Origin of the sequence: Peribacillus acanthi (assembly GCF_003073175.1) — a bacterium.
GTDB lineage: Bacteria > Bacillota > Bacilli > Bacillales > DSM-1321 > Bacillus_BN > Bacillus_BN acanthi.
This window is the reverse complement of the sequence record NZ_QBBX01000007.1, coordinates 1-20,067: the sequence shown is the minus strand read 5'-3', so window position 1 is coordinate 20,067 and position 20,067 is coordinate 1. Positions and strand designations below refer to the sequence as shown.

At 36.6% G+C, this 20,067-nt stretch carries 16 protein-coding genes; 6 read left to right on the top strand and 10 right to left on the bottom strand.

Annotation, left to right across the window (positions count from 1 at the left end; translation table 11 throughout):
- Nucleotides 1–2: 2 nt before the first annotated feature.
- The 6 genes from DBX25_RS08605 to DBX25_RS08580 all read right to left on the bottom strand — a co-directional run bounded on the left by DBX25_RS08605 (nucleotide 3) and on the right by DBX25_RS08580 (nucleotide 7,917).
- Nucleotides 3–989, bottom strand: a complete 987-nt coding sequence (locus tag DBX25_RS08605) for an agmatinase family protein (RefSeq protein WP_205685196.1) — start codon at nucleotides 987–989, stop codon at nucleotides 3–5.
- Nucleotides 952–2,259 (bottom strand): imidazolonepropionase, encoded by a 1,308-nt coding sequence (gene hutI, locus DBX25_RS08600; RefSeq protein ID WP_108670386.1) that lies wholly within the window; start codon nucleotides 2,257–2,259, stop codon nucleotides 952–954. Before hutI ends, DBX25_RS08605 begins: the two co-directional genes overlap by 38 nt.
- 21 nt (nucleotides 2,260–2,280) lie before the next feature.
- The gene (gene hutU / locus DBX25_RS08595) at nucleotides 2,281–3,948 is read right to left on the bottom strand and encodes a urocanate hydratase (protein WP_108670385.1); all 1,668 of its coding nucleotides are present in this window, start codon (nucleotides 3,946–3,948) and stop codon (nucleotides 2,281–2,283) included.
- 258 nt (nucleotides 3,949–4,206) lie between these two features.
- Nucleotides 4,207–5,691 carry a helix-turn-helix domain-containing protein gene (locus DBX25_RS08590; protein WP_108670384.1) on the bottom strand — a complete coding sequence of 495 codons (1,485 nt, stop codon included), beginning with the start codon at nucleotides 5,689–5,691 and terminating at the stop codon, nucleotides 4,207–4,209.
- 14 nt (nucleotides 5,692–5,705) lie between these two features.
- Entirely contained in the window at nucleotides 5,706–7,211 is a 1,506-nt protein-coding gene (gene hutH / locus DBX25_RS08585; RefSeq protein ID WP_108670564.1) for a histidine ammonia-lyase, read from the bottom strand.
- Between the two features lie 226 nt (nucleotides 7,212–7,437).
- Nucleotides 7,438–7,917, bottom strand: a complete 480-nt coding sequence (locus tag DBX25_RS08580; protein WP_108670383.1) for a GNAT family N-acetyltransferase — start codon at nucleotides 7,915–7,917, stop codon at nucleotides 7,438–7,440.
- Nucleotides 7,918–8,087: 170 nt separating this feature from the next.
- Here DBX25_RS08580 and DBX25_RS08575 point away from each other — a divergent pair, with 170 nt between their 5' ends.
- Nucleotides 8,088–8,510, top strand: coding sequence for a YkvA family protein (locus DBX25_RS08575; protein WP_108670382.1), 423 nt, complete (start codon nucleotides 8,088–8,090; stop codon nucleotides 8,508–8,510).
- A gap of 292 nt (nucleotides 8,511–8,802) precedes the next feature.
- Here the strand turns inward: DBX25_RS08575 and DBX25_RS08570 are convergent, their stop codons facing one another.
- From DBX25_RS08570 to DBX25_RS08555, 4 genes are all read right to left on the bottom strand, one after another.
- Nucleotides 8,803–9,033, bottom strand: coding sequence for an excisionase family DNA-binding protein (locus DBX25_RS08570; RefSeq protein ID WP_108670381.1), 231 nt, complete (start codon nucleotides 9,031–9,033; stop codon nucleotides 8,803–8,805).
- A 75-nt stretch (nucleotides 9,034–9,108) separates the two neighbouring features.
- Nucleotides 9,109–9,726, bottom strand: a complete 618-nt coding sequence (locus DBX25_RS08565) for a histidine phosphatase family protein (protein ID WP_108670380.1) — start codon at nucleotides 9,724–9,726, stop codon at nucleotides 9,109–9,111.
- A 390-nt stretch (nucleotides 9,727–10,116) separates the two neighbouring features.
- Nucleotides 10,117–10,656, bottom strand: a complete 540-nt coding sequence (locus DBX25_RS08560; protein ID WP_108670379.1) for an NADPH-dependent FMN reductase — start codon at nucleotides 10,654–10,656, stop codon at nucleotides 10,117–10,119.
- 221 nt (nucleotides 10,657–10,877) lie between these two features.
- Entirely contained in the window at nucleotides 10,878–11,300 is a 423-nt protein-coding gene (locus DBX25_RS08555; RefSeq protein WP_108670378.1) for a DUF4395 domain-containing protein, read from the bottom strand.
- A 273-nt stretch (nucleotides 11,301–11,573) separates the two neighbouring features.
- Between DBX25_RS08555 and DBX25_RS08550 the strand changes: the two genes are divergently transcribed.
- From DBX25_RS08550 to DBX25_RS08530, 5 genes are all read left to right on the top strand, one after another.
- Complete coding sequence (locus tag DBX25_RS08550; RefSeq protein WP_108670377.1) at nucleotides 11,574–12,377, top strand: LysM peptidoglycan-binding domain-containing protein; 804 nt, start codon at nucleotides 11,574–11,576, stop codon at nucleotides 12,375–12,377.
- Nucleotides 12,378–12,608: 231 nt separating this feature from the next.
- Nucleotides 12,609–13,499 carry an ABC transporter permease subunit gene (locus tag DBX25_RS08545; RefSeq protein ID WP_108670376.1) on the top strand — a complete coding sequence of 297 codons (891 nt, stop codon included), beginning with the start codon at nucleotides 12,609–12,611 and terminating at the stop codon, nucleotides 13,497–13,499.
- Nucleotides 13,496–16,162, top strand: a complete 2,667-nt coding sequence (locus DBX25_RS08540) for a M1 family aminopeptidase (protein ID WP_108670375.1) — start codon at nucleotides 13,496–13,498, stop codon at nucleotides 16,160–16,162. Before DBX25_RS08545 ends, DBX25_RS08540 begins: the two co-directional genes overlap by 4 nt.
- A gap of 134 nt (nucleotides 16,163–16,296) precedes the next feature.
- Nucleotides 16,297–17,184: an ABC transporter permease subunit gene (locus DBX25_RS08535; RefSeq protein ID WP_108670374.1), complete on the top strand. Its 888-nt coding sequence runs from the start codon at nucleotides 16,297–16,299 to the stop codon at nucleotides 17,182–17,184.
- Nucleotides 17,181–19,967: a M1 family aminopeptidase gene (locus DBX25_RS08530; RefSeq protein ID WP_108670373.1), complete on the top strand. Its 2,787-nt coding sequence runs from the start codon at nucleotides 17,181–17,183 to the stop codon at nucleotides 19,965–19,967. The genes DBX25_RS08535 and DBX25_RS08530 overlap by 4 nt, the downstream gene beginning before the upstream one ends.
- Nucleotides 19,968–20,067: the final 100 nt, after the last annotated feature.

Sequence of the window (20,067 nt, the reverse complement as noted above, 5' to 3'; positions counted from 1 at the left end):
ACTTACCTTTTTGCCAATCCAGTCAAAAATGTTAAAAACACGTGAGTTCCCATCTTTACAGTAGGCTGTGCCGCTAAATCGCGAAGTGGATCCAAGCAGACGATATCCATGGCCTTTACCTTAGGATGTCGACCTGCCAGCCAAACAGCCTCCAGAAGTTCCCCTGATGTCATCCCTCCAGGCGTAGACGCCGGAACACCAGGAGCATAGGCAATATCCAATACATCCATATCGACCGTTACATAAATCCGGTCTACCTTACTCTCTAATTCTTCTAAACATTGTGCAACAGTTTCTACAATACCTTTACGTCTTGTTTCACGTAGAGTGTAATAGTTTACACCTTTTTCATCTGCATACACTTTTAGATCCTTATTATTGAAAAAACCATGTAGTCCAATATTATACATATTGGCTCCTTCCACTACGTTACTTTCAATCAGATTACGCATTGGTGTTCCGTTAGAAGGGCCATTGTCTGTTAAATCTCGTAAGTCAAAGTGAGTATCAAATTGTAAGATTCCAATTTTCTCAGTAGGGTTGGCATCATGCATGCCTTTTACGAGCATAGCCGTAATCGAATGGTCCCCTCCAATAGAACAAATCATAGATTGAGAGAATTCCTGGTGTACTTTCAAGGAGGCTTCCCTAATATTTTGGTGGCAAGCCGAGATGTCTGTAACATGCATCGGAACATCCCCTGCATCGACAATCTTCATCGTATTAAGATCTACGTCATGATCGATATTGTAGGTAGCAAATCCTTTCCAAGCTCTACGAAAGTATTCCGGGAACTCGGAAGCACCAGACGCCGAGATGGACGACCTGGATAAAGGAACACCCAGCATTACGATATCTGGGTAAGTCCCTTCCTCCGGTTTTTCCTGTATTGGTTTAATCCATTCATTTACCCTTTGTGGATGATCGGGGTATCCTCCATTCCATACAAAACTAGGAGGAATAAGATGTGGATAAAGAAAGCTCTTCAATTAGCTTCCCTCCTTCTACCACTACACGGCCTTTTTTGATTACTGTATCTGTATGGTTCACACCATAAGAGTATTGTAGTTTCATATAATTTGGGCTATTAAAAATGGTTACGTCCGCTTGTTTCCCAACTTCAAGACTACCGATTCTATCTCCTCGATTAATGGCATGTGCTGCATTAATGGTTGCTGCTGCAAGTACCTCAGCTGGTGTCATTCCCATCTTCAAGCATCCTAGATTCATAATGAATGGTAGGGAAACCGTCGGCGAAGATCCCGGATTACAATCTGTAGAAAGTGCTACAGGGACACCTAAATCAATCATTTTTCTTCCATTCGCAGACTCAGCCATTAAAAAGTACGCCGTTCCTGGAAGTAGTACTCCTACCACCCCAGCTTCGGCCATCATCTTCATCCCATGTTCAGAAGCCTTTAATAAATGGTCCGCTGAAATGGCTCCAACCTCCGCTGCCAATTCTGCTCCTTCATAAGGCTCAATTTCATCCGCATGAATTTTAGGAGTCAGCCCATATTTTTTACCAGCTTCTAGAATCTTTTTCGATTGCTCAGGAGTAAAAACGCCATGCTCACAGAACACATCATTGAATTCTGCCAACTCTAGTTCTGCGACTTGGGGAATCATGTCTTCAATAAGGTGTTGGACGAATTCATCAGGATTGCTTTTATATTCCTTTGGTACAGCATGTGCACCCATAAATGTACTGACGATATCCACTACGTGTTTTTTATTTAATTCTTTTGCGACCTCAAGCTGTTTTTTCTCCGTCTCCCATTCCATTCCGTACCCGCTTTTAGCTTCGACAGTAGTTACGCCATGGATCAGGAATCCATTTAAGCGCTCAATGCTTTCATTAAATAACTCTTCATGTGTAGCCGATTTTGTCCGACTGGTAGTCGCATGGATACCCCCACCGTTATTCATAATTTCCATATACGTAGCTCCTTGGAGACGCATATTGAACTCATTTTCACGACTACCCGCGAAAACTAGATGTGTATGAGGATCAACTAAACCAGGAGTTACTAGCTTACCAGTAGCATCGATAATTTGAGCTTCACCCAATCGGTCTTTAAATAATTGGTAAAGTTCCTCATCCGTTCCGACAGCCTGGATTACCCCTTGTTCAATCCACAAGCTGCCATTTTCTATTGCCTTTAAATCAGACATGGCATCTTTAACAAGGGGAGCTTTAGAGCTCCCCTCCAATGTTACAAGCTGTGAAGCATTTCGTATAAAAATTGGAGCAGTCATTTAATGGACCTCCTTTTGGTCTTATGGAAGCATTGGCATGTTGATGCCTTTATCTTTTGCTGTTTTAATGGCCAAGTCATATCCTGCATCTGCGTGACGGACAACACCCATTCCCGGATCTGTCGTCAACACTCTCTCTAAACGTTTCTCTGCTTCTTTCGTACCATCTGCCACAATAACCATCCCAGAATGCAGAGAGTAACCCATACCTACTCCACCACCATGGTGAAGAGATACCCAACTAGCTCCACCTACTGCATTGACTAAAGCATTTAGGATTGGCCAATCTGCTACCGCGTCACTACCATCCTTCATAGCTTCAGTTTCACGGTTTGGAGATGCTACCGAACCTGCGTCAAGGTGGTCACGTCCGATAACGATAGGTGCCTTCAACTCTCCACGTCCTACCATATCATTGATGATTTTCCCAAATCTTGCACGGTCTCCGTATCCTAACCAACAAATCCTTGCAGGCAACCCTTGGAAGCTGATTTTCTCTTGTGCCATCTTAATCCATTTGCATAAGTGCTCATTTTCTTTGAATTCTTCTAAAAGGACCTCATCAATTTTGCGGATATCTTCAGGGTCTCCTGACAATGCCGCCCAACGGAATGGACCTTTTCCTTCACAGAACAATGGACGAATATAAGCTGGAACGAAGCCTGGGAAATCGAAGGCATTTTCTACCCCTTCATCCTTCGCCACTTGACGGATGTTATTTCCATAATCGAACGTCACTGCACCTTTTTCCTGCATGGATAACATTGCTTTAACATGAGTTGCCATACTTTGCTTCGATAATTTCACGTATTGATCTGGGTCATCCTTACGAAGCTTTGCAGCCTCTTCTAATGAGTATCCAACAGGGACATAACCATTTAATGGGTCATGAGCGGACGTTTGGTCTGTTAGAACATCTGGGGTAAAGCCTTTCTCTAACATAAGCGGAAGTATTTCAGCTGCATTCCCTACTAAACCAATGGATAATGCTTTTCCTTCTAGTTTTGCTTGTTTTGCCATAGAGATTGCTTCATCCAGTTCATAACACTTTACATCAAGGTAAGCGGTTTCAATTCGACGATCGATTCTTGTCTCATCCACATCAATTGCTAAACATACTCCATCATTCATTGTAACTGCCAATGATTGTGCTCCACCCATACCGCCCATTCCAGCAGTAAGCGTAATCGTATGCTTTAATGTTCCACCATAATGCTGACGTGCTAGCTCTGCGAATGTTTCATACGTTCCTTGAACAATCCCTTGGCTTCCGATATAAATCCAGCTACCAGCAGTCATTTGACCGTACATCATTAAGCCTTTTTTATCTAGTTCATGGAAATGATCCCAATTTGCCCATTTAGGAACTAAATTTGAATTTGCAAGCAAAACTCTAGGAGCATCACTGTGTGTTTTGAAAACTGCAACAGGTTTTCCAGATTGAATTAACAGCGTTTCATCACTTTCTAATTCATGAAGTGTTTTAATAATGGCATCATAAGACTCCCAGTTACGAGCAGCCTTTCCAATTCCTCCATATACCACTAAATCTTCAGGACGTTCTGCCACTTCTTGATCAAGATTATTCATCAGCATTCTTAGTGCAGCTTCTTGAACCCATCCCTTTGCATGAAGTTCGGAACCTTTATAGTTTTGAATTGTACGCTTTTCTGCAGATTTCGTTTCCATGAAAATACCTCCTCATTGATTCTATTTTCATTTTATTATGTAAAAATTCTGAATTATATTAAATAAAAAATTGAATAAGGATAAATTTTCACTATAAATGACACCTAAAGAAAAAAATCAACAAAATTAATTATACTATTTTTATATTTATATATTATTTTTAGGTCTATAAGAATAGTATTTCGGTATTCTATGATTTTTTAAAAAACTAACACAAATAGCCATGAGGCAATTTTCTCATGGCTTTGTACTAACGATTTATTTAACTATACCGGTTCGAAATTCTCTCGGTGTCACTCCAACCAACTCTCGAAATACTCGGCTGAAATAATTGGGATTTGGATACCCAATGGAAAGTGCTATTTCTTTTACAGGCTGATCTGATTCACTAAGTAACCGTTTTGCTTCATTGATTCGGATGCTTGAAACGATTTCAGTAAAACTTTGTCCAGTTTTTTGTTGTAGCAGATAGCTAAAATAAGATGGACTCCGATTCACATGATTAGCCACATCTACTAACTTCAGATCCCGTTTCCTAAAATTTTTTTCAAGAAAAGAAATCCCCTTCTCGATAGGGTCGTTATGATAGTTACGATTTCCAGCTGCTACTTTCAAGAATAACTTCTGAGCAAAGAGAATTAAATTTTGAACAGTTCTATATAACACCGCATCATACAAAATAGAATTAAAGATATAACGGTATTCCGCTTCTAATTCCGTTTTTTTCTCCAATCCATTCGTTTTCATAAACCGTCTCATTTGAGCTAAAATGCTGGTTAACCTAATTCGAACTAGCCCAGGTTCTGGATACGGCTCCGTCAAGGATACGAATTCAGCATATAGCCATTCTTTTATATTCTGAAGTTCATGATTCGCCAACATCTCAATCCATCTTCTTTGCTCAGGGGGTGTTAAAAAGGAATCTATATGCGCCCATGCTGGTGATGATTGCAATTGGATAACCTGTCTATAGCCACGATAGTAAGTTAATTCAAGCATTTTTCTAACTTCTAAATACTTATGATGTATAGACGGAGACGTTCCTTTCCCGATATGAACTGCTATAGATATGGCATCTGAGTATTCTTCTTCCCATTTATGCATGGCTTTTTGACATTGTTCTGAAGGACGTGGTGATGTTTGTTTAAATAATATGACCACCATATCACTCAACACAAAGATACTTTGATAGCTTTGGAAAGGAAATTCAATGAGAAATGCATGTAATGTAGGAATCATTTCCTTGGTTTCTGTTTGAAAGACCGCAATATAATAATCCTCAATGCTCATTCTGTTTGGAAGGAACAATAATTCGTATAAACCTTCTCTAGTTGCATAAGAGTTTGAATTTGTCTCCGTTTGATTTCTCGCTGTCAAAAGCCTGGATGCTTTTTTATAGACAGTCTTCAATTTTGAAGATGAAAGCGGTTTTATCATAAGCTCTAATGCTTGAATTTCTATAGCAAGGCTCGCCTTTTCAAAAGTCGCTTCCGCACTCGTCAAAATAAGAATTGGTTCATAAATCATGACTAATTCTTTTAGCGAATGCCACTGATCATTGGAAAGCATATCTAGCTCCAACACTAAAACATCGGGCGTTTCTTTCTCAAACTGAAGGATCAGTTCTTGAAAGTTGGAGGCTACATGAATATGGGTTATTGGTACTGATGTTGTTTTCAATAACCATTTCAGCCCTTCTCTTTCATTGCTATCACGGTCCCCAATCAGCCATTTCCCCTCCATGTCGAAGCCCTCCTTTATTGATTCTGTAGAACTTGTTCAAGTGAAATGGTTCTTAACCATTCTGCACAAGCTTCAATATCATTCGAAAACACACGGTCCTGAGTAATGGACGGAACAACATTTCTTGCATGTTCATAAAAAGCTTTTGTTCTTTTTGCCATTCTATCTTTACCTCTATATTCAACCGCCTGTAATGCACATATTAATTCGATTGCTAACACTCGTCTTACATTTTGAATAATTTGATACGCATGGCGGGCACCAATCGTTCCCATACTTACATGGTCCTCTTGATTCGCGGAAGAAGGAATGGAATCCACACTCGCAGGATGTGCAAGTGTTTTGTTTTCAGAAACAAGAGCTGCTGCACAATACTGCATAATCATCGCTCCTGATTGCAAGCCTGGTTCTGGACTTAAAAAAGCTGGAAGATCATTTAACTGTGGGTTTACAAGACGCTCTACCCTTCTCTCAGAAATGTTGGCTAACTCAGCTGTTCCGATTTTTAGAAAGTCCATCGCAAAGGCTATAGGCTGTCCATGGAAGTTACCTCCAGATAAAACCTTTCTTCCTTCATCAAAAATCAATGGATTATCAGTGGCCGCATTCATCTCAATTTCTAGCTTTTCCTTCACATAATCAAACACTTGCCAAGATGCTCCATGAACTTGTGGAATGCAACGAAGTGAATATGCATCTTGGACACGCAATTCTCCTTGACGAGTCGTAAGGTTGCTTCCTTCTAGCCATTCTCTCATTCTATAAGCAACATCTCTTTGTTGTTGGTATCCTCTAACCATATGAATATCGTCATCTAGAACATCCGTGATGCCTTGCAATCCTTCCATCGTAATCGATGCGATTACCTCGGATAAATATCCTATTTTCTCAGCTTCTAGGTAGGCAATTACACCAACTGCTGTCATGGCTTGGGTCCCATTGATTAAAGCTAAGCCTTCTTTAGCTTCTAATTCGACTGGAACAATACCTTCAGCCTTTAGTGCTTCAGATGCTTCCATTCTTTTTCCTTGATAAAATACCTCTCCCTCTCCCATTAATGGAAGGACAAGATGAGATAAAGGCGCTAAATCCCCGCTCGCCCCAAGAGATCCCTGCTGTGGAACGACTGGGTGGATTTTAGAATTCAATAAACTCAAAATCGTTTCGATAACAACAGGGCGAATCCCTGAAAAACCTTTCAACAAAGCATTCGCACGAAGTAAAAGCATCGCTCGTGAAACAGATTCAGCAAATGGTTCACCAACCCCACAAGCATGTGAACGAATAAGATTCGTTTGAAGTTCTTTTACATAATCAGCAGAAATGAACACATCACTGAATTTTCCAAAACCTGTGGTGATACCATATACCACTTGTTGATCATCCACAATTTTATCTACAGCTTCTCTACTCTTTTTTACTTTTGCCATTGCCTCATCACTTGCTGTTACATAAGCTCCATGCAAAATAACTTGCTCAGCATCTTTAAGCGTCAGTTGTTCACCGGTCAAAATAATCATATTCTCCACCCCATTAGCATAGTAAAGGGGCTGCCCAGAATCTTCATTTGATCCAAAACAGCCCCTGTTTTTTATTAAATTGGAGATAGGTGATCCTATTTTTACCATATCCATCAGTCTCCGTTAATTTTTTTAAAATTCTTATATTTCTTTTATTTTAAAAAAATTAACGAGAAATAGTCAACATATTTTAAAAATTTTACTATACTAACGTAGTATTTCACTATCAGACTAAAGACTTTTCTAACAAGAGTTCATCACGTATTGGAATACCATTTTCACTGACAAGAGGAATTTCAGGCTTTATTTTCCTTGCTTCCTTTACTACATCAGGATAAAGTTTTGTCAAAACATACCCTCGCTTTTGATAAAACCCGAGTGCATGTAGGTTGTCATTAGTCGTAATTAGTTTTATAGACCTACAGCCTTTTGTACGCGCATGTCCCTCAACCTTGTGCATCAATCTGGAACCGATGCCTTTTCCTTCTATTACACTATCAAGAGATACAATTTCACATTCCTTATCTTTCATGATAAAAGTCAATAATCCAACCAAACTTTGATATTCATCTTGTACTGCAAAACCTTCTAATTTCAAACAATCATAAACACCGGTTGATAGGACCATCTCAGTACTTCCCCAATATTGAATAAAAAATTCCTTTATCTGTTCTTCCCTAAGCTCAGATAATGGTAGTAAGTCCATGTTATCCTCTCCCTTTACTTCTTTCCCTACTCTATTAAATATTGTATCATTCAGATAATAGCTTCGGTGAAAGCGCGACGTTTGCGTTTGGCAAGAACAAATGCGAAGATCGGCACTAGTAACATTTATGAATCAATACTTTTTAAACGTACAAAGAAAGGGATGATAAAATGAAAGAACCATTATTAGAAGAAACTGCAGAACAACAAGTGGAAACGTTGCAGTATGCAGAAAAAGCGTATTCTGATGACAAACTTTGGAGTAAGTTAGTAAAATTTGGCAAGAAAGCAGGCTCGTCTGTTGTATATGCCTGTTTATTATTGTTCTATACATTACAGAAGCCCGAAGTACCTATGAAAACAAAAACAATTATTATAGGGGCTCTTGGATACTTTATTTTACCTCTTGATTTAATTCCTGACTTTGCTGCTGGAATCGGTTTTACGGACGACCTTGGAGCATTAGGAGTTGCTTTAATCCAAGTAGCTATGCATATTGATGATGATATTAAGGTAAAAGCGAGAGGTAAACTACAGGAATGGTTTGGTACATCGGTAGACACTAGTGAAATTGACCAGAAAATTGGAATGTAAAAAATTGGATGCTTCCAACTATGTTGTTGGAGCATCTTATTTTTTGAAATTTTCTCCTGCTTGCTGTGCTTTTTTTGTCGAAAAATCGATAAAATTTATTTTTCATTTTTATTTTCTTGGTATCGATTTAATTTTTCGTGTTTTCGAATTTATTTTGGAGGTTTCGATTTTATTTTTATGGGTTTCAATGATAAAAAGTTTACTCGTCTCAATCACCACTTAATAATCCTTAAAAACATAAAAAAACGACATTAAAAGGTTACTTTCAGCCTTTCGTGCCGCCACTTTTCTTCTAATCCTCATCCTTCACATCAAAATCTTCAGGAATCGGTTCATTATAGTATTCTTCCACTACCTTTTTATATTTCTCAAGCTTTTCAAAATGGTTATTAAACTGATCTTGGTAAATCATATATTGCTCACCGTCAAATAAGGCACGGATTTTCTTATTACGTATCAAACTCATTATGGTTTCTTCGGGCAAAGAAAGATACTCTGCTGTTTCCTCAATTGTTAAATACATGATAGACTCACTTCCGAATAGTAGTATAGCGTGATTGTACTATCCCTATGCAATTCTGGCAACAAAGTACAGTCCTTATCGAACCGTGTATTCTTCTAAATGTCCGATGTCTGCTTCCAAAATCACCATCCATTCATCACTCCACTCCAAAACCGTCAAGCTCGTATCATAGATATATGGTGGGTCCCAAAGCCTTGAGATTGGCAGCCCTTTGCAATATGCCAAAAGTGTTTTGATGAATACCGTATGTGTCACTAATAATACCGTTTCCTCTTGATGTTCTTGCTTTATTTTATGTACAAATCTTTCGACCCTCTCATAAAGCTGTTGGAATGTTTCACCATTAGATGACTCGTATAGATGAGGAGTATTCCAAAAGCTATGAAATGCATCAGGATAGCTAGCTTGTATATCTTCCTGCTTTTGACCTTCCCAATCCCCCATACCAATTTCTCGTAAATCATCGTCAATCCTTATTTCCGTGGTTTCCCCCACTATAGTTTGAGCCGTTTGAAATGCCCTGTTTGAAGGACTTGAATATACAGTATTAAAATGAATATTTTGAAGTCTATCACCTAACTGAAGGGCATTTTTCACACCCTTTTGTGTTAGCGGTGAATCTTTCCATCCTTGCATTCTTTTTTCAAGATTCCATTCTGTCTCCCCATGTCTTGTCACATATAACTTTATCATTGAAAAACCCCTCCCTATTTCAATTATTCTACCAAATTGTCGAAAGACTGTGTCATATTACCTGGGAAATTGTAGAAATTTTTGTTGTTTTAATAGGGACAAATGACGGTATTTAAATAATACAAATCATGGATTTCTTAGGAGGATCATTTATGAAAATCAAAGCTGGAAACTGGACGATGCTAACCGTTCATGAAAAACTATTCATCTTACAAGCAGTTAGTCTTAGTTCAAGATTAAAAATTCGTGGACAATGAAAATCACATGCAAAAGATGAGCTGAACAATGTCGATAGCTCTTCAATACCAAAATTTAGCTCTTACACATTCTCACAGAAAAAGAACCAAGCATCCGGTTCCATGAAGAAAACAGTTCTTGGTTCTTTCATTTTTATTTAGCTAAAGATGCTTTAATTGTTTCATAAGCCTTCACATATAACAGTAACTCTTCTACTAAAGCTTTTACTAAAATAGCTGGATCAGGATTTAAACCATCATTATCATAATCGAAGCAATGTGGATCAAGAACTAGTTGTTTTGGGATGACATTCGCATACAATCCACGTCCAATGATTCGCATATTGTTTAATGCATTAATTCCCCCTTTACCTCCACCTGCAACTGCCAATAATGCCACTGGTTTATGGGCAAATTGTTCGTTACTTAAGAAATCTAGCGCATTCTTTAAGGCCCCACTCATTCCACTATGATATTCAGGTGTAGCTAAAATAATCCCATCCGCTTCTTGGACTGACTTCTTTAGTTTTTGAACTTCTTTTTCTTCGGCTTGAGAAGCTTCTCCGTTATATAATGGGAGAACCGTTTCGCTTAGATCAATCAATTCTGCTCCAAATTCTTTTGCAATATATCGAGAAGCTATGCCAGTACGCCCCTTCGTTCTTGGTGAACCACTAAGAATAACTAACTTCATTTTTTATTCCTCCATGCCGGTTATTTATGGGTAAGTATCAAAATTCGAATTCCGGTACACTGATAGTATAAACAATACTTGATTCAGACAAAAATAATATGGCCTAAGAACCCGAAAACTATCATTACGAGACGTCACTTTTATATGATCGTTTGTCTAAAAAAGTTAATAAAAGGTCTGACACTCCATTGTAAGAGTCAGACCTTTTTGTTAGAAATCATTTAATTGGCACGTCTATAGGTATATTGTTTCCACTGATAATGCATAAAGCAACCGATACAAAAACCTAATAAAGCAACGGAAGCCGCCAATGCTACCATGATTGAGAATATATAACCGACAGCATTCCAACCTAACAAGAATGAAACAAAAGCAATGAACAAACAACTAACCGCTATTTTTTGGTTAAACTGCTGTTGCTCCCAATCTTCAGGAATATAAGAGTTAGGTTCTTTTCTAAGCATTTTTTTAGCAAGCTCCATAACTGGATTGTATCCAAATAAAAGTCCTAGAAGACCTGAAATTAAAGGAATTAATAAAATCCATACCATACCGGAAGTCCACGTTAAAATTACACTCAAGACAATAGTCCATTGGTTAACTCTAACAAGAGGTCGAGGAATTGAACGAATTGTTTCTGTCATACAAATCCAACCTTTCATATAGGAATTATTGTTATTGTATGTTGTTTTACTGGATTTGTATAGATAAAAGTCTTGGAAAAGTTAAGTTCATTTTTACCGATTGTTATTAAGGGTCATTTCTCATAGTTTGTAGTTTTCATCTAGATTTTTACTTTTAAAATTTTCAAAAAAGATTTTTGTTGAATTACAGCCAAAAAATGCTTCCCAGCTTCGTAATCCTGTATAGGGTTCTAATCGACATCGACATGCGGGGATGCAGGGGGATTATGGTCAATGAATACTGTTACACTAAAGAGAAAACAAAGGATTTCAGAACTACGTAAGACAAAAATGAAAGCTCGTAATAAAAAGGTAGCAGCAGCTTCGATTGCCGGAGCGATTACTGCAATTCTGTTTTTCAATGGTAAAGTAGGAGCAAGTGGAACGCAGTATACGATTAAAAAGAACGACAATCTATATAGTCTATCTAAAAAATATCGAGTAAGTGTTGATCAACTAATGAAAGTTAATGGTTTAACAACAGATAAAATCGTAATTGGTCAACAGCTTTTGGTCCCTACTGAAACAACGGTTTCACAAACAGAGGATTACTCTAACGTACATACTGTTCAAAAAGGGGAAACACTGTCCTTCATAGCAAAAATGTACGGCACTTCTATAATGGAATTGAAAAAGGAAAATAATTTTCAAGAAGATCGTATTTATCCAGGTCAAAAAATCATAGTGCCACTAGAAAATCCCTCAAACGAAGAGGAACAAATGTATACCGTTTTCCCTGGAGATTCTTTATGGGGAATTGCTAAACGATTTGGGGTGAAAGTGGAAGATCTTGTGAAAGAAAATGGTTTAAATAAGGAAATGGTTCTTATTGGTCAACGTCTTTCCATACCTGGAGTAGCAAATTATTCAGAAGCGACAGTGATCGGTGCTGCTGATAGTTTTACGGTTGAATTCGAACAACATGGTAAGACATTTGTTTTAACCGTACCATATGGCGCAGCCTCAAAATACCAAGACAAATCAGGACAAAAAGTAACTGTATTACATAAGAACGGTGCCGTTATATCGGTTTTCTAAATAACATACCAAGACTGTCAAAAGGCAGTCTTTTTTTATTTTCCAATAAAATTCTGAAGGATAATTAAATATGAAATACAAGTGATTGCAACATAACATTACTTTTTCAAATCGGATGTCCCTTTTTTGGGGACTTTTTTTATTACTATTTTTAACTTTTTTTACATATATTTGAAACCTGTTTGTAATATATCTCGTCAAATATTAAATACCATACTTTTTGGAGGAAATATGAGAAAAATTATACATTATCCTTTAATAACCCTTACGGGAATGTTAGGGTTCGTAGTATTTCTTGCTTTTCCAAAGCTATTTGCTTTCCCAACGACAGGAGATCAAGAGCATTTGGTCCTTAATTCTGGTTTTATCTTATCTTCTTTCCTAAAAACATTAAAAGCCTTAACGACCCCTTCTGATTGGACTTTTATTGAAGGCTGGATGAAGGATGTAGTCATTGAAAGATACATTTATTCATTACAGATTATGGGCATTTCTTTACTTTTTACTATTCTTATAGGTTGCATGATTGCATGTTTTATTATTTTTATTCCATTAAAAATGAGGTCACCTTTCAAAATCGCTTTGAATTTTTTGGAAGGATTACCTGATCTTTTTATTTTGTTCCTGCTTCAAATGGGACTTTTAAAACTGTATAAAGATTACGGAATTAAGATTTTCTCTTTATATGGAATTGCCGAAACAAAGCCATACGTTTTTCCGATGATCATTAATTCAATCCTTCCATCCTTATTCTTTGCCCAATACTTATTAAAGGTCATGGAAGAAGAAATGGAAAAGCATTATATTCTATTAGGAAAAGCAAAGGGATTATCAAGAGTATATATTTTTCAAAATTATCTTCTACGTAATATTTTTCCAGTGGTTATGATTCATTTCAAAACAATTATTTTCATGGTATTAACCAATTTAGTGTTGGTTGAACACATGTTTGTATTAGACGGTTACATACACGAGCTATACGTAATATTAAGCTTTAACAGTCATAACCCGTTGGCCATTGTCTTTTATGTACTAATGTTAATGATTCCTATTTTTGTATTTGAATTACTATTAATCCTTTCTGCTAAATCCATTGGAAAGATTAGAGGGCTACAGCTATGAAAAGAAAATGGTATTGGAAAACCCTTATTAGCTTATCCATACTAGTAGCTCTATTCATAATAAGTGTAAATACAGAGCCACAGCCTGAAAATACTAAACTGTTACTCTATGATGAAAATGGAAAATTTATAGGAGCTCCTCCAGCAGGACCTTCAAAGACCTTTCCTCTAGGTACCGACACAGCTTCAAGAAGCATGCTCCATTTAGTATTAGAAGGTTTAAAGTACACAATTGCGATATCCGTCGGTATTGCCGTACTAAGGGTTTTGATTGGAGGAACGTTAGGAATCATCTCAGCTATATGGCTTCCAAACTTTAAATATTATTTCAAAGCTTTGTTTCTACCTTTTCAATACATACCTGCACTATTAATAGGAATTATTCTACTTACTCCTATAGCTGCAAGCTATCGTGGGATACCTTATATGATGATTGTGGAATATCAAGCTATTGTTCTTTTAGTGGTAGGACTGCCTTCTGTCTTCATTTTCATGAATGAGCTTGTTGAAGATATAAAAAAACAGCCATTTATTTTAAGCTCGTCACTAATGGGAGCCAGTAAATATCGTTTATTGACTAAACATATTATGCCCTTCTTAAAGTCCCATTTAACGTTATTAACCGTACAGCAAGTCCTTCAAGTGTTACAGCTTTTAATGTTTCTTGGGATATTTTCAATCTATCTTGGCGGAGCTCATCCAACACCGATTAGTGATCATCCAAGAGTAATATATCGGTCAATCACTAGTGAATTGGCTGGTATGACCGGACAAAATTATTGGTTAATGCTTCGAGCTCCTTGGATGCCTATGGCTCCAATTATTGGGGTAGTGTTTTTAGTTCTATTGATTAATACCATTAAAAAAGAATTAGAAGAAAATCTAGTCTGGAATCCCATTGTTCCAAGTAGAAAAAAGGCTTTTAAATGGCTAGCCTTTAAAAAGGGTAAATATGTTAGATATGCTCCTGCACCGACTAATAGTTTTATTCTAATTGGACTTCCCTCTTCAAATGAGAGCGAAGATTACTTACCTCAGAAATATAAATCAGACATGTTACGTGCGCTATTTCGTAGGATACTGAAAAAGATTTACAAAACAAAGGTTTATCAAGTAATGAATAGTTGGTTAAAACGTTTACTTTTTCAAAAAGAAAGAGGAATGCCTTTTAAATGGATATTACTAATAGTCCCACTCGTGATCGTTACAACTTTATTTATTACAAGATTAGATACTCCGAAAACTGCAAGCACTACTCAAAAAGAAAAACCTATTATTAGCCCTATATACGAAAAAAGTTATACCAACCGAAATGCCGTACCAGTGAACTACAAAGCAGATGTTACCTTTAATGATACAAAATCTACCTTAGATGGCACCTTAGATATAGAATCCACTAATTTCTCTGAAAAAAAGAATGATCATATATACTTTCATCTTTACCCTAATCAATTTAGAGAGAAATTAACCGATGAGAAATGGATTACATCCCTAGGCGAAGAACAGGAAACTGGCTGGGTCGATATTTATGAGGTTTTAGTGGACGGCAGTAAGGCTAGCTTTGAAGTGAAAGGAACCCTTTTAGATATACAGATGGAGGGCTGGGATAAAAACGAGGTAGCAAAGATCAAAATCAAATTTGAAATCAAAATTCCTAAAAACAACGGCCACTCCAGTTATGACCATGCAGGAACATGGTTAGGAAATTGGCTTCCTGTGCAAGCCGTACATGACCAGAATGGTTGGAACCTTCATTCATATTCACCATTTGGAACACCGTTCTACAGTGAAGCCGGAAATTACGATGTTACGCTCCGGGTGCCTGAAAAATACAAGGTTATTACTAATGGAAATGATCAGAAAGCCGTTGTACATACTTCAAATGGCAGTACAGTCAATCAAGTACAAGTAGAGAATGTAAGGGATTTCTCTGCTGCATTTCTGGATATCAATTATTACGAGGTCATGATCTATATGGTTGGGGACACAATGATCAATACTTGGTACCGAAAAAATGATGATTCAAATATCATACATTATGATACAAAAACAGTAAGTCAAGCCCTAGAACACTACAGTAATCTTTACGGTAAATATCCCTTTACAGAATTTGATATCGTACGAACAGGCGATAATTCCTTGCCTGCAAGCTCTACTGGCATGCTATTCTCACCTGGCTATAACTTTAAAGAGTATTATGGAGCATTTAATCTTGTAGAAGAAACAGCTAGACAATGGTGGGGTGGAATGGTTGGAAGTAACGGAGCAAAAGAACCTTGGCTTTCCGAAAGCTTAACCAGCTACAGTTCCAAGAAAGTCATGAGAATGGTGGGTGGACCACAAGAAGAACGCACCGAGGAGCTAAAAACGAATATAAATTTGGCAGAAGCTGAAAAGCAATATATTAGCAGTACATTGGAAGAATTCAAATCAGCTACTAACCACCGCTTAATCCTTTTCTTGAAAGGCTCTGACATGTTAGTCGAGCTAGAAAAACAAATTGGAGAGGATAAAATGATGGAAGTTCTTCAAAAGTTTTCAACCGAGTACCAAAACAAAAATGCCTCAGGGCAAGATTTCATAACCACTTTCTCCTATGTAGCCGGACCAGAAACCGAACAGTACTTTGAGAAATGGCTTTCTAAAAAAGAACAATCTAAATAATAGAACATTCCGTTCTACACACTCAATGAATATATCTGTTCAACTTGCAAGTTTTAAAATATTGAAGGCTATCTCTTTTGGAACCCTTCAGGGAGAATAGCCTTTTATGTATCTAGTCTAAAACAGGAGGTTCTATGAAAAATATTATTATTTATCCATTTTTATTTATCATCGGTATGCTTGGTTTTGTTTTCTTTATTTCATTTCCAAAGCTTTTTGTTTTTAAATGGACAACCGAACCTGAGCATTTAGTTATCAGTTCAGAAAGTTTCTTTTCTGCCTTTAGTGATTCCTATAAAGTTTTAACAACACCTACTAAATGGACCTTTATCGATAGTTGGATGAAAGATGAAGTTATGGAACGATACATTTATTCGTTACAGATCATGGGGTTATCGATACTATTTACTATTTTCATTGGTTGCATAATTGCTTGTTTCATCATTTTTATTCCATATAAGTGGAAAGCCCCGTTAAAGGACGGATTAAACTTTCTCGAAGGTTTACCTGACCTGTTCATTTTATTTCTTCTACAAATGGGAATTTTCACATTGTATAAAGAATTTGGCATCAAATTATTTTATATGTATGGGCTATTTGGTGCGAAGCCATATTTTTTCCCAATGGTTGTTATTTCAATTCTTCCTTCTTTATTCTTTGCACAATATCTATTGAAAGTTATGGAAGAAGAAATGGACAAACAATACATCCTTTTAGGGAGAGCAAAAGGGCTTTCAAACCTACACTTATTCAAAAATCATCTCATACGCAATATTTATCCTGTCGTCATGATTTACTTTAAAACCATCATATTCATGGTATTAACTAATCTAGTGCTTGTTGAACACATGTTTATATTAGATGGATACGTAAATGAGCTGTATAACGTTTTAACCACAAAAAGAAATGTATTAGATATCGTTTTTTATACTCTCATGTTATTGACACCTATCCTCTTCTTAGAATTTATCCTAAACATTTCTGCAAAATCACTTAGAAAGATAAGAGGGGTTCAGCTATGAATACCTTACGAAACCTGAAAAATCTGTATTACATAAAGAAATTACAAAACTACAAGATTATACAATATCTAAAGAATACCCGATATCCCAAAACTCTTATTAGTCTATCAATTATAATCCTACTATTGGTCATCAGTTTTTTTACAGAACCACAGCCTGAAAGTAGTACGCTTTTAATCTATGATAAAAATGGCAGATTTATTGGTGCACCGCCTGCTGGACCTTCATGGACCTTTCCGCTAGGTACTGACACAGGCTCAAGAAGCATTTTGCATTTAATGCTTGAAGGTTTCAAATATACAATTGCTATATCTATAGGGATTGCATTACTAAGAGTTTTCATCGGAGGATTATTGGGAATCATTTCTGCCATTTGGTTTCCATTCTTTAAAAAATGTTTTCAAGCTTTTTTTCTACCCTTTCAATTCATCCCTTCCTTACTTATTGGAATAATATTATTGGCACCAATAGCTGGAGGTTATAAGGGAATATCTCAACTGATGATTATTGAATACGAAGTAATTATTTTGTTTATGGTTGGCCTTCCATCTTTGTTTTTCTTTATGAACGAAATGGTCAGCGATGTAAAAAAACAACCATTCATTTTAAGCTCTTCTCTTATGGGAGCAAGTAGATTTCGTATATTAACAAAGCATATCATGCCATTTATTAAGTCTCATTTGGTTTTATTAACCGTGCAACAAATCTTACAGATATTACAATTACTCACCTTCCTGGGTATCTTTTCTATTTATATAGGGGGATCACATCCAGTGGCATTAACAGATGAGCCAAGAACGGTTTATAGATCGCTGACGAGTGAGTTAGCAGGAATGACTGGCCAGAATTTCTGGATGATGAGAATTGCACCTTGGATGCCTATGGGCCCGATTATTGGAGTTGTATTCCTTGTATTATTAGTGAATGGAATTAAAAAAGAAATAGAAGTTAATTCAAAATGGAACTCTCTGGTTCCTATAAGAAGTAAACGCTTTTCATGGTTCTTCCGGTGGTTTAATCGCCTTGTGAAGAAGACTGCAGTAACGGAAGATAGCAGATTTAATCCTGTTAATGGTAAAAATCCTGTATTATCTGTTACTCAGGAGAGATTGGTGTTAATCAAGAAAAATGTATATGAAGATGAAATCTATAACCATAAAGTATATATATCAGACATGATTCGTTCTAAATTAAATCAATTTGTTTATCAGACAGTTTTTTATAAATCCTGCAAGAAAATTGTAGAATCTTTACTTTCCTTACCTCGTCGGGTGAGTATAAATCAATTAAAAGCTTTAAAATGGGCAGCTATCCTACTCCCCATTTTGATTATTGCCACATATGTAGTCACAATTAAAGATTTAACTCTTAAAGCAGTTAGTGAAAAAAACAGCACTCCAGAAATATATGAAAAAAGCTATACGAATACAGTATCTACCCCTGTTTCATATAAGGTAGAACTAACCTATACCGATCAAAATCCTAAGTTCCAAGGGACCATGAACGTAACAACTACCAATACCACAGGTAAAACCCAGGATAAAGTATATTTTCATCTATACCCTAATCAATTTAACCAAGAAAATGCTGAACCATTATGGGTTGAGATTTTAGGGAAATCACAAGATCCTGGCTCGTTTAACATCAGCAATTTGACAGTCAATAATAAAGCAGTAGATTTTAAAATACTCGGCACATTATTGGAAATTCCCATGAAAAATTGGAATGATAATACTACAGCTGAGATAATGATGGATTTTATTTACGAAGTACCTAAACACAACGGACATACTAGTTATGACGAAAATGGGGTGTGGTTAGGAAATTGGCTTCCAATCCAAGCTATGTATGATAAAAATGGATGGAATCTTGACCCTTACTCTCCTGTCGGAAGGCCTTTTTATAGCGAATTTGGCAAATACGATGTAACCATACATGCTCCGGCCAAATATCAATTCATATCTAATATTGATGATTCTAATACCGTTATCACGAGAAAATATGAAAACACAACTCACCAATTTATTGGAGATCAGTTACAAGATTTCACTCTTGCAATCCTAAATCCACAAAAATATCTGCAGATTACAGAAAACGTAGGGAATACGAAAATCAATGTTTGGTTTAAACCTACTGAAATGTTCCCTGATGCTAATGATGATTTAGAAATCGCAACTAAAGCGTTAGCCTATTTTAATGATCAATACGGGACATATCCATATACTGAATTAGATATTGTTGAGACTAGTCCCTATACCGCCACATCAAGTCAACAAGGTATGATTTTCTTATCTACTAATCTATTTATTCATGATGATGAAGGAAAAGTTTTTTTGCCACCCGAAATCGCGCGTCAATGGTGGTCTGGAATGATTGGAATTAATGCTTACAAAGAGCCATGGCTTTCAGAGAGCTTATCGAACTATGCAGCAAGAAAATTTTTTACATTTGCACAGATTCCTTACCAAAGATATGAAGCATTAAATGAAGGGATTGAATTTGCTGAGAGGGAAAATATGTTTATTAGGAGCGATGCCTACGAGCTACATGACTTGGCTACTTACTTCCTCATGCTTAACTTAAAAGGTTCAGATATGTTTATTGAACTTGATAAACAGATTGGCGAAGAAAAAATGAAGCAAGCCCTTTCAGAATATGCAGAGAAATATCAACACAAGCATGCATCTGGAAATGACCTTATAACAATCTTTTCTGAAGCTGAAGGACCTAAAACCAAAAAGTTCTTCAAAAGATGGTTAGAAAATAAAGAAAAAGATAAATAAGTAAAAGGCAACCAAGTGTGATATGCTCCCCTAAAGGTAGACAGATGAAATAAAAAATCTGTTTTCCTTTGGGGGAGTTTTTATTATGGCTAAAAGTAAA

Bases quoted from the DNA above. Each gene is read 5' to 3' on its own strand.
- hutI (WP_108670386.1), bottom strand. From the start codon at position 2,259: ATGACTGCTCCAATTTTTATACGAAATGCTTCACAGCTTGTAACATTG.
- hutU (WP_108670385.1), bottom strand. From the start codon at position 3,948: ATGGAAACGAAATCTGCAGAAAAGCGTACAATTCAAAACTATAAAGGT.
- DBX25_RS08590 (WP_108670384.1), bottom strand. From the start codon at position 5,691: ATGGAGGGGAAATGGCTGATTGGGGACCGTGATAGCAATGAAAGAGAA.
- hutH (WP_108670564.1), bottom strand. From the start codon at position 7,211: ATGATTATTTTGACCGGTGAACAACTGACGCTTAAAGATGCTGAGCAA.
- DBX25_RS08580 (WP_108670383.1), bottom strand. From the start codon at position 7,917: ATGGACTTACTACCATTATCTGAGCTTAGGGAAGAACAGATAAAGGAA.
- DBX25_RS08575 (WP_108670382.1), top strand. From the start codon at position 8,088: ATGAAAGAACCATTATTAGAAGAAACTGCAGAACAACAAGTGGAAACG.
- DBX25_RS08570 (WP_108670381.1), bottom strand. From the start codon at position 9,033: ATGTATTTAACAATTGAGGAAACAGCAGAGTATCTTTCTTTGCCCGAA.
- DBX25_RS08565 (WP_108670380.1), bottom strand. From the start codon at position 9,726: ATGATAAAGTTATATGTGACAAGACATGGGGAGACAGAATGGAATCTT.
- DBX25_RS08560 (WP_108670379.1), bottom strand. From the start codon at position 10,656: ATGAAGTTAGTTATTCTTAGTGGTTCACCAAGAACGAAGGGGCGTACT.
- DBX25_RS08555 (WP_108670378.1), bottom strand. From the start codon at position 11,300: ATGACAGAAACAATTCGTTCAATTCCTCGACCTCTTGTTAGAGTTAAC.
- DBX25_RS08550 (WP_108670377.1), top strand. From the start codon at position 11,574: ATGAATACTGTTACACTAAAGAGAAAACAAAGGATTTCAGAACTACGT.
- DBX25_RS08545 (WP_108670376.1), top strand. From the start codon at position 12,609: ATGAGAAAAATTATACATTATCCTTTAATAACCCTTACGGGAATGTTA.
- DBX25_RS08540 (WP_108670375.1), top strand. From the start codon at position 13,496: ATGAAAAGAAAATGGTATTGGAAAACCCTTATTAGCTTATCCATACTA.
- DBX25_RS08535 (WP_108670374.1), top strand. From the start codon at position 16,297: ATGAAAAATATTATTATTTATCCATTTTTATTTATCATCGGTATGCTT.
- DBX25_RS08530 (WP_108670373.1), top strand. From the start codon at position 17,181: ATGAATACCTTACGAAACCTGAAAAATCTGTATTACATAAAGAAATTA.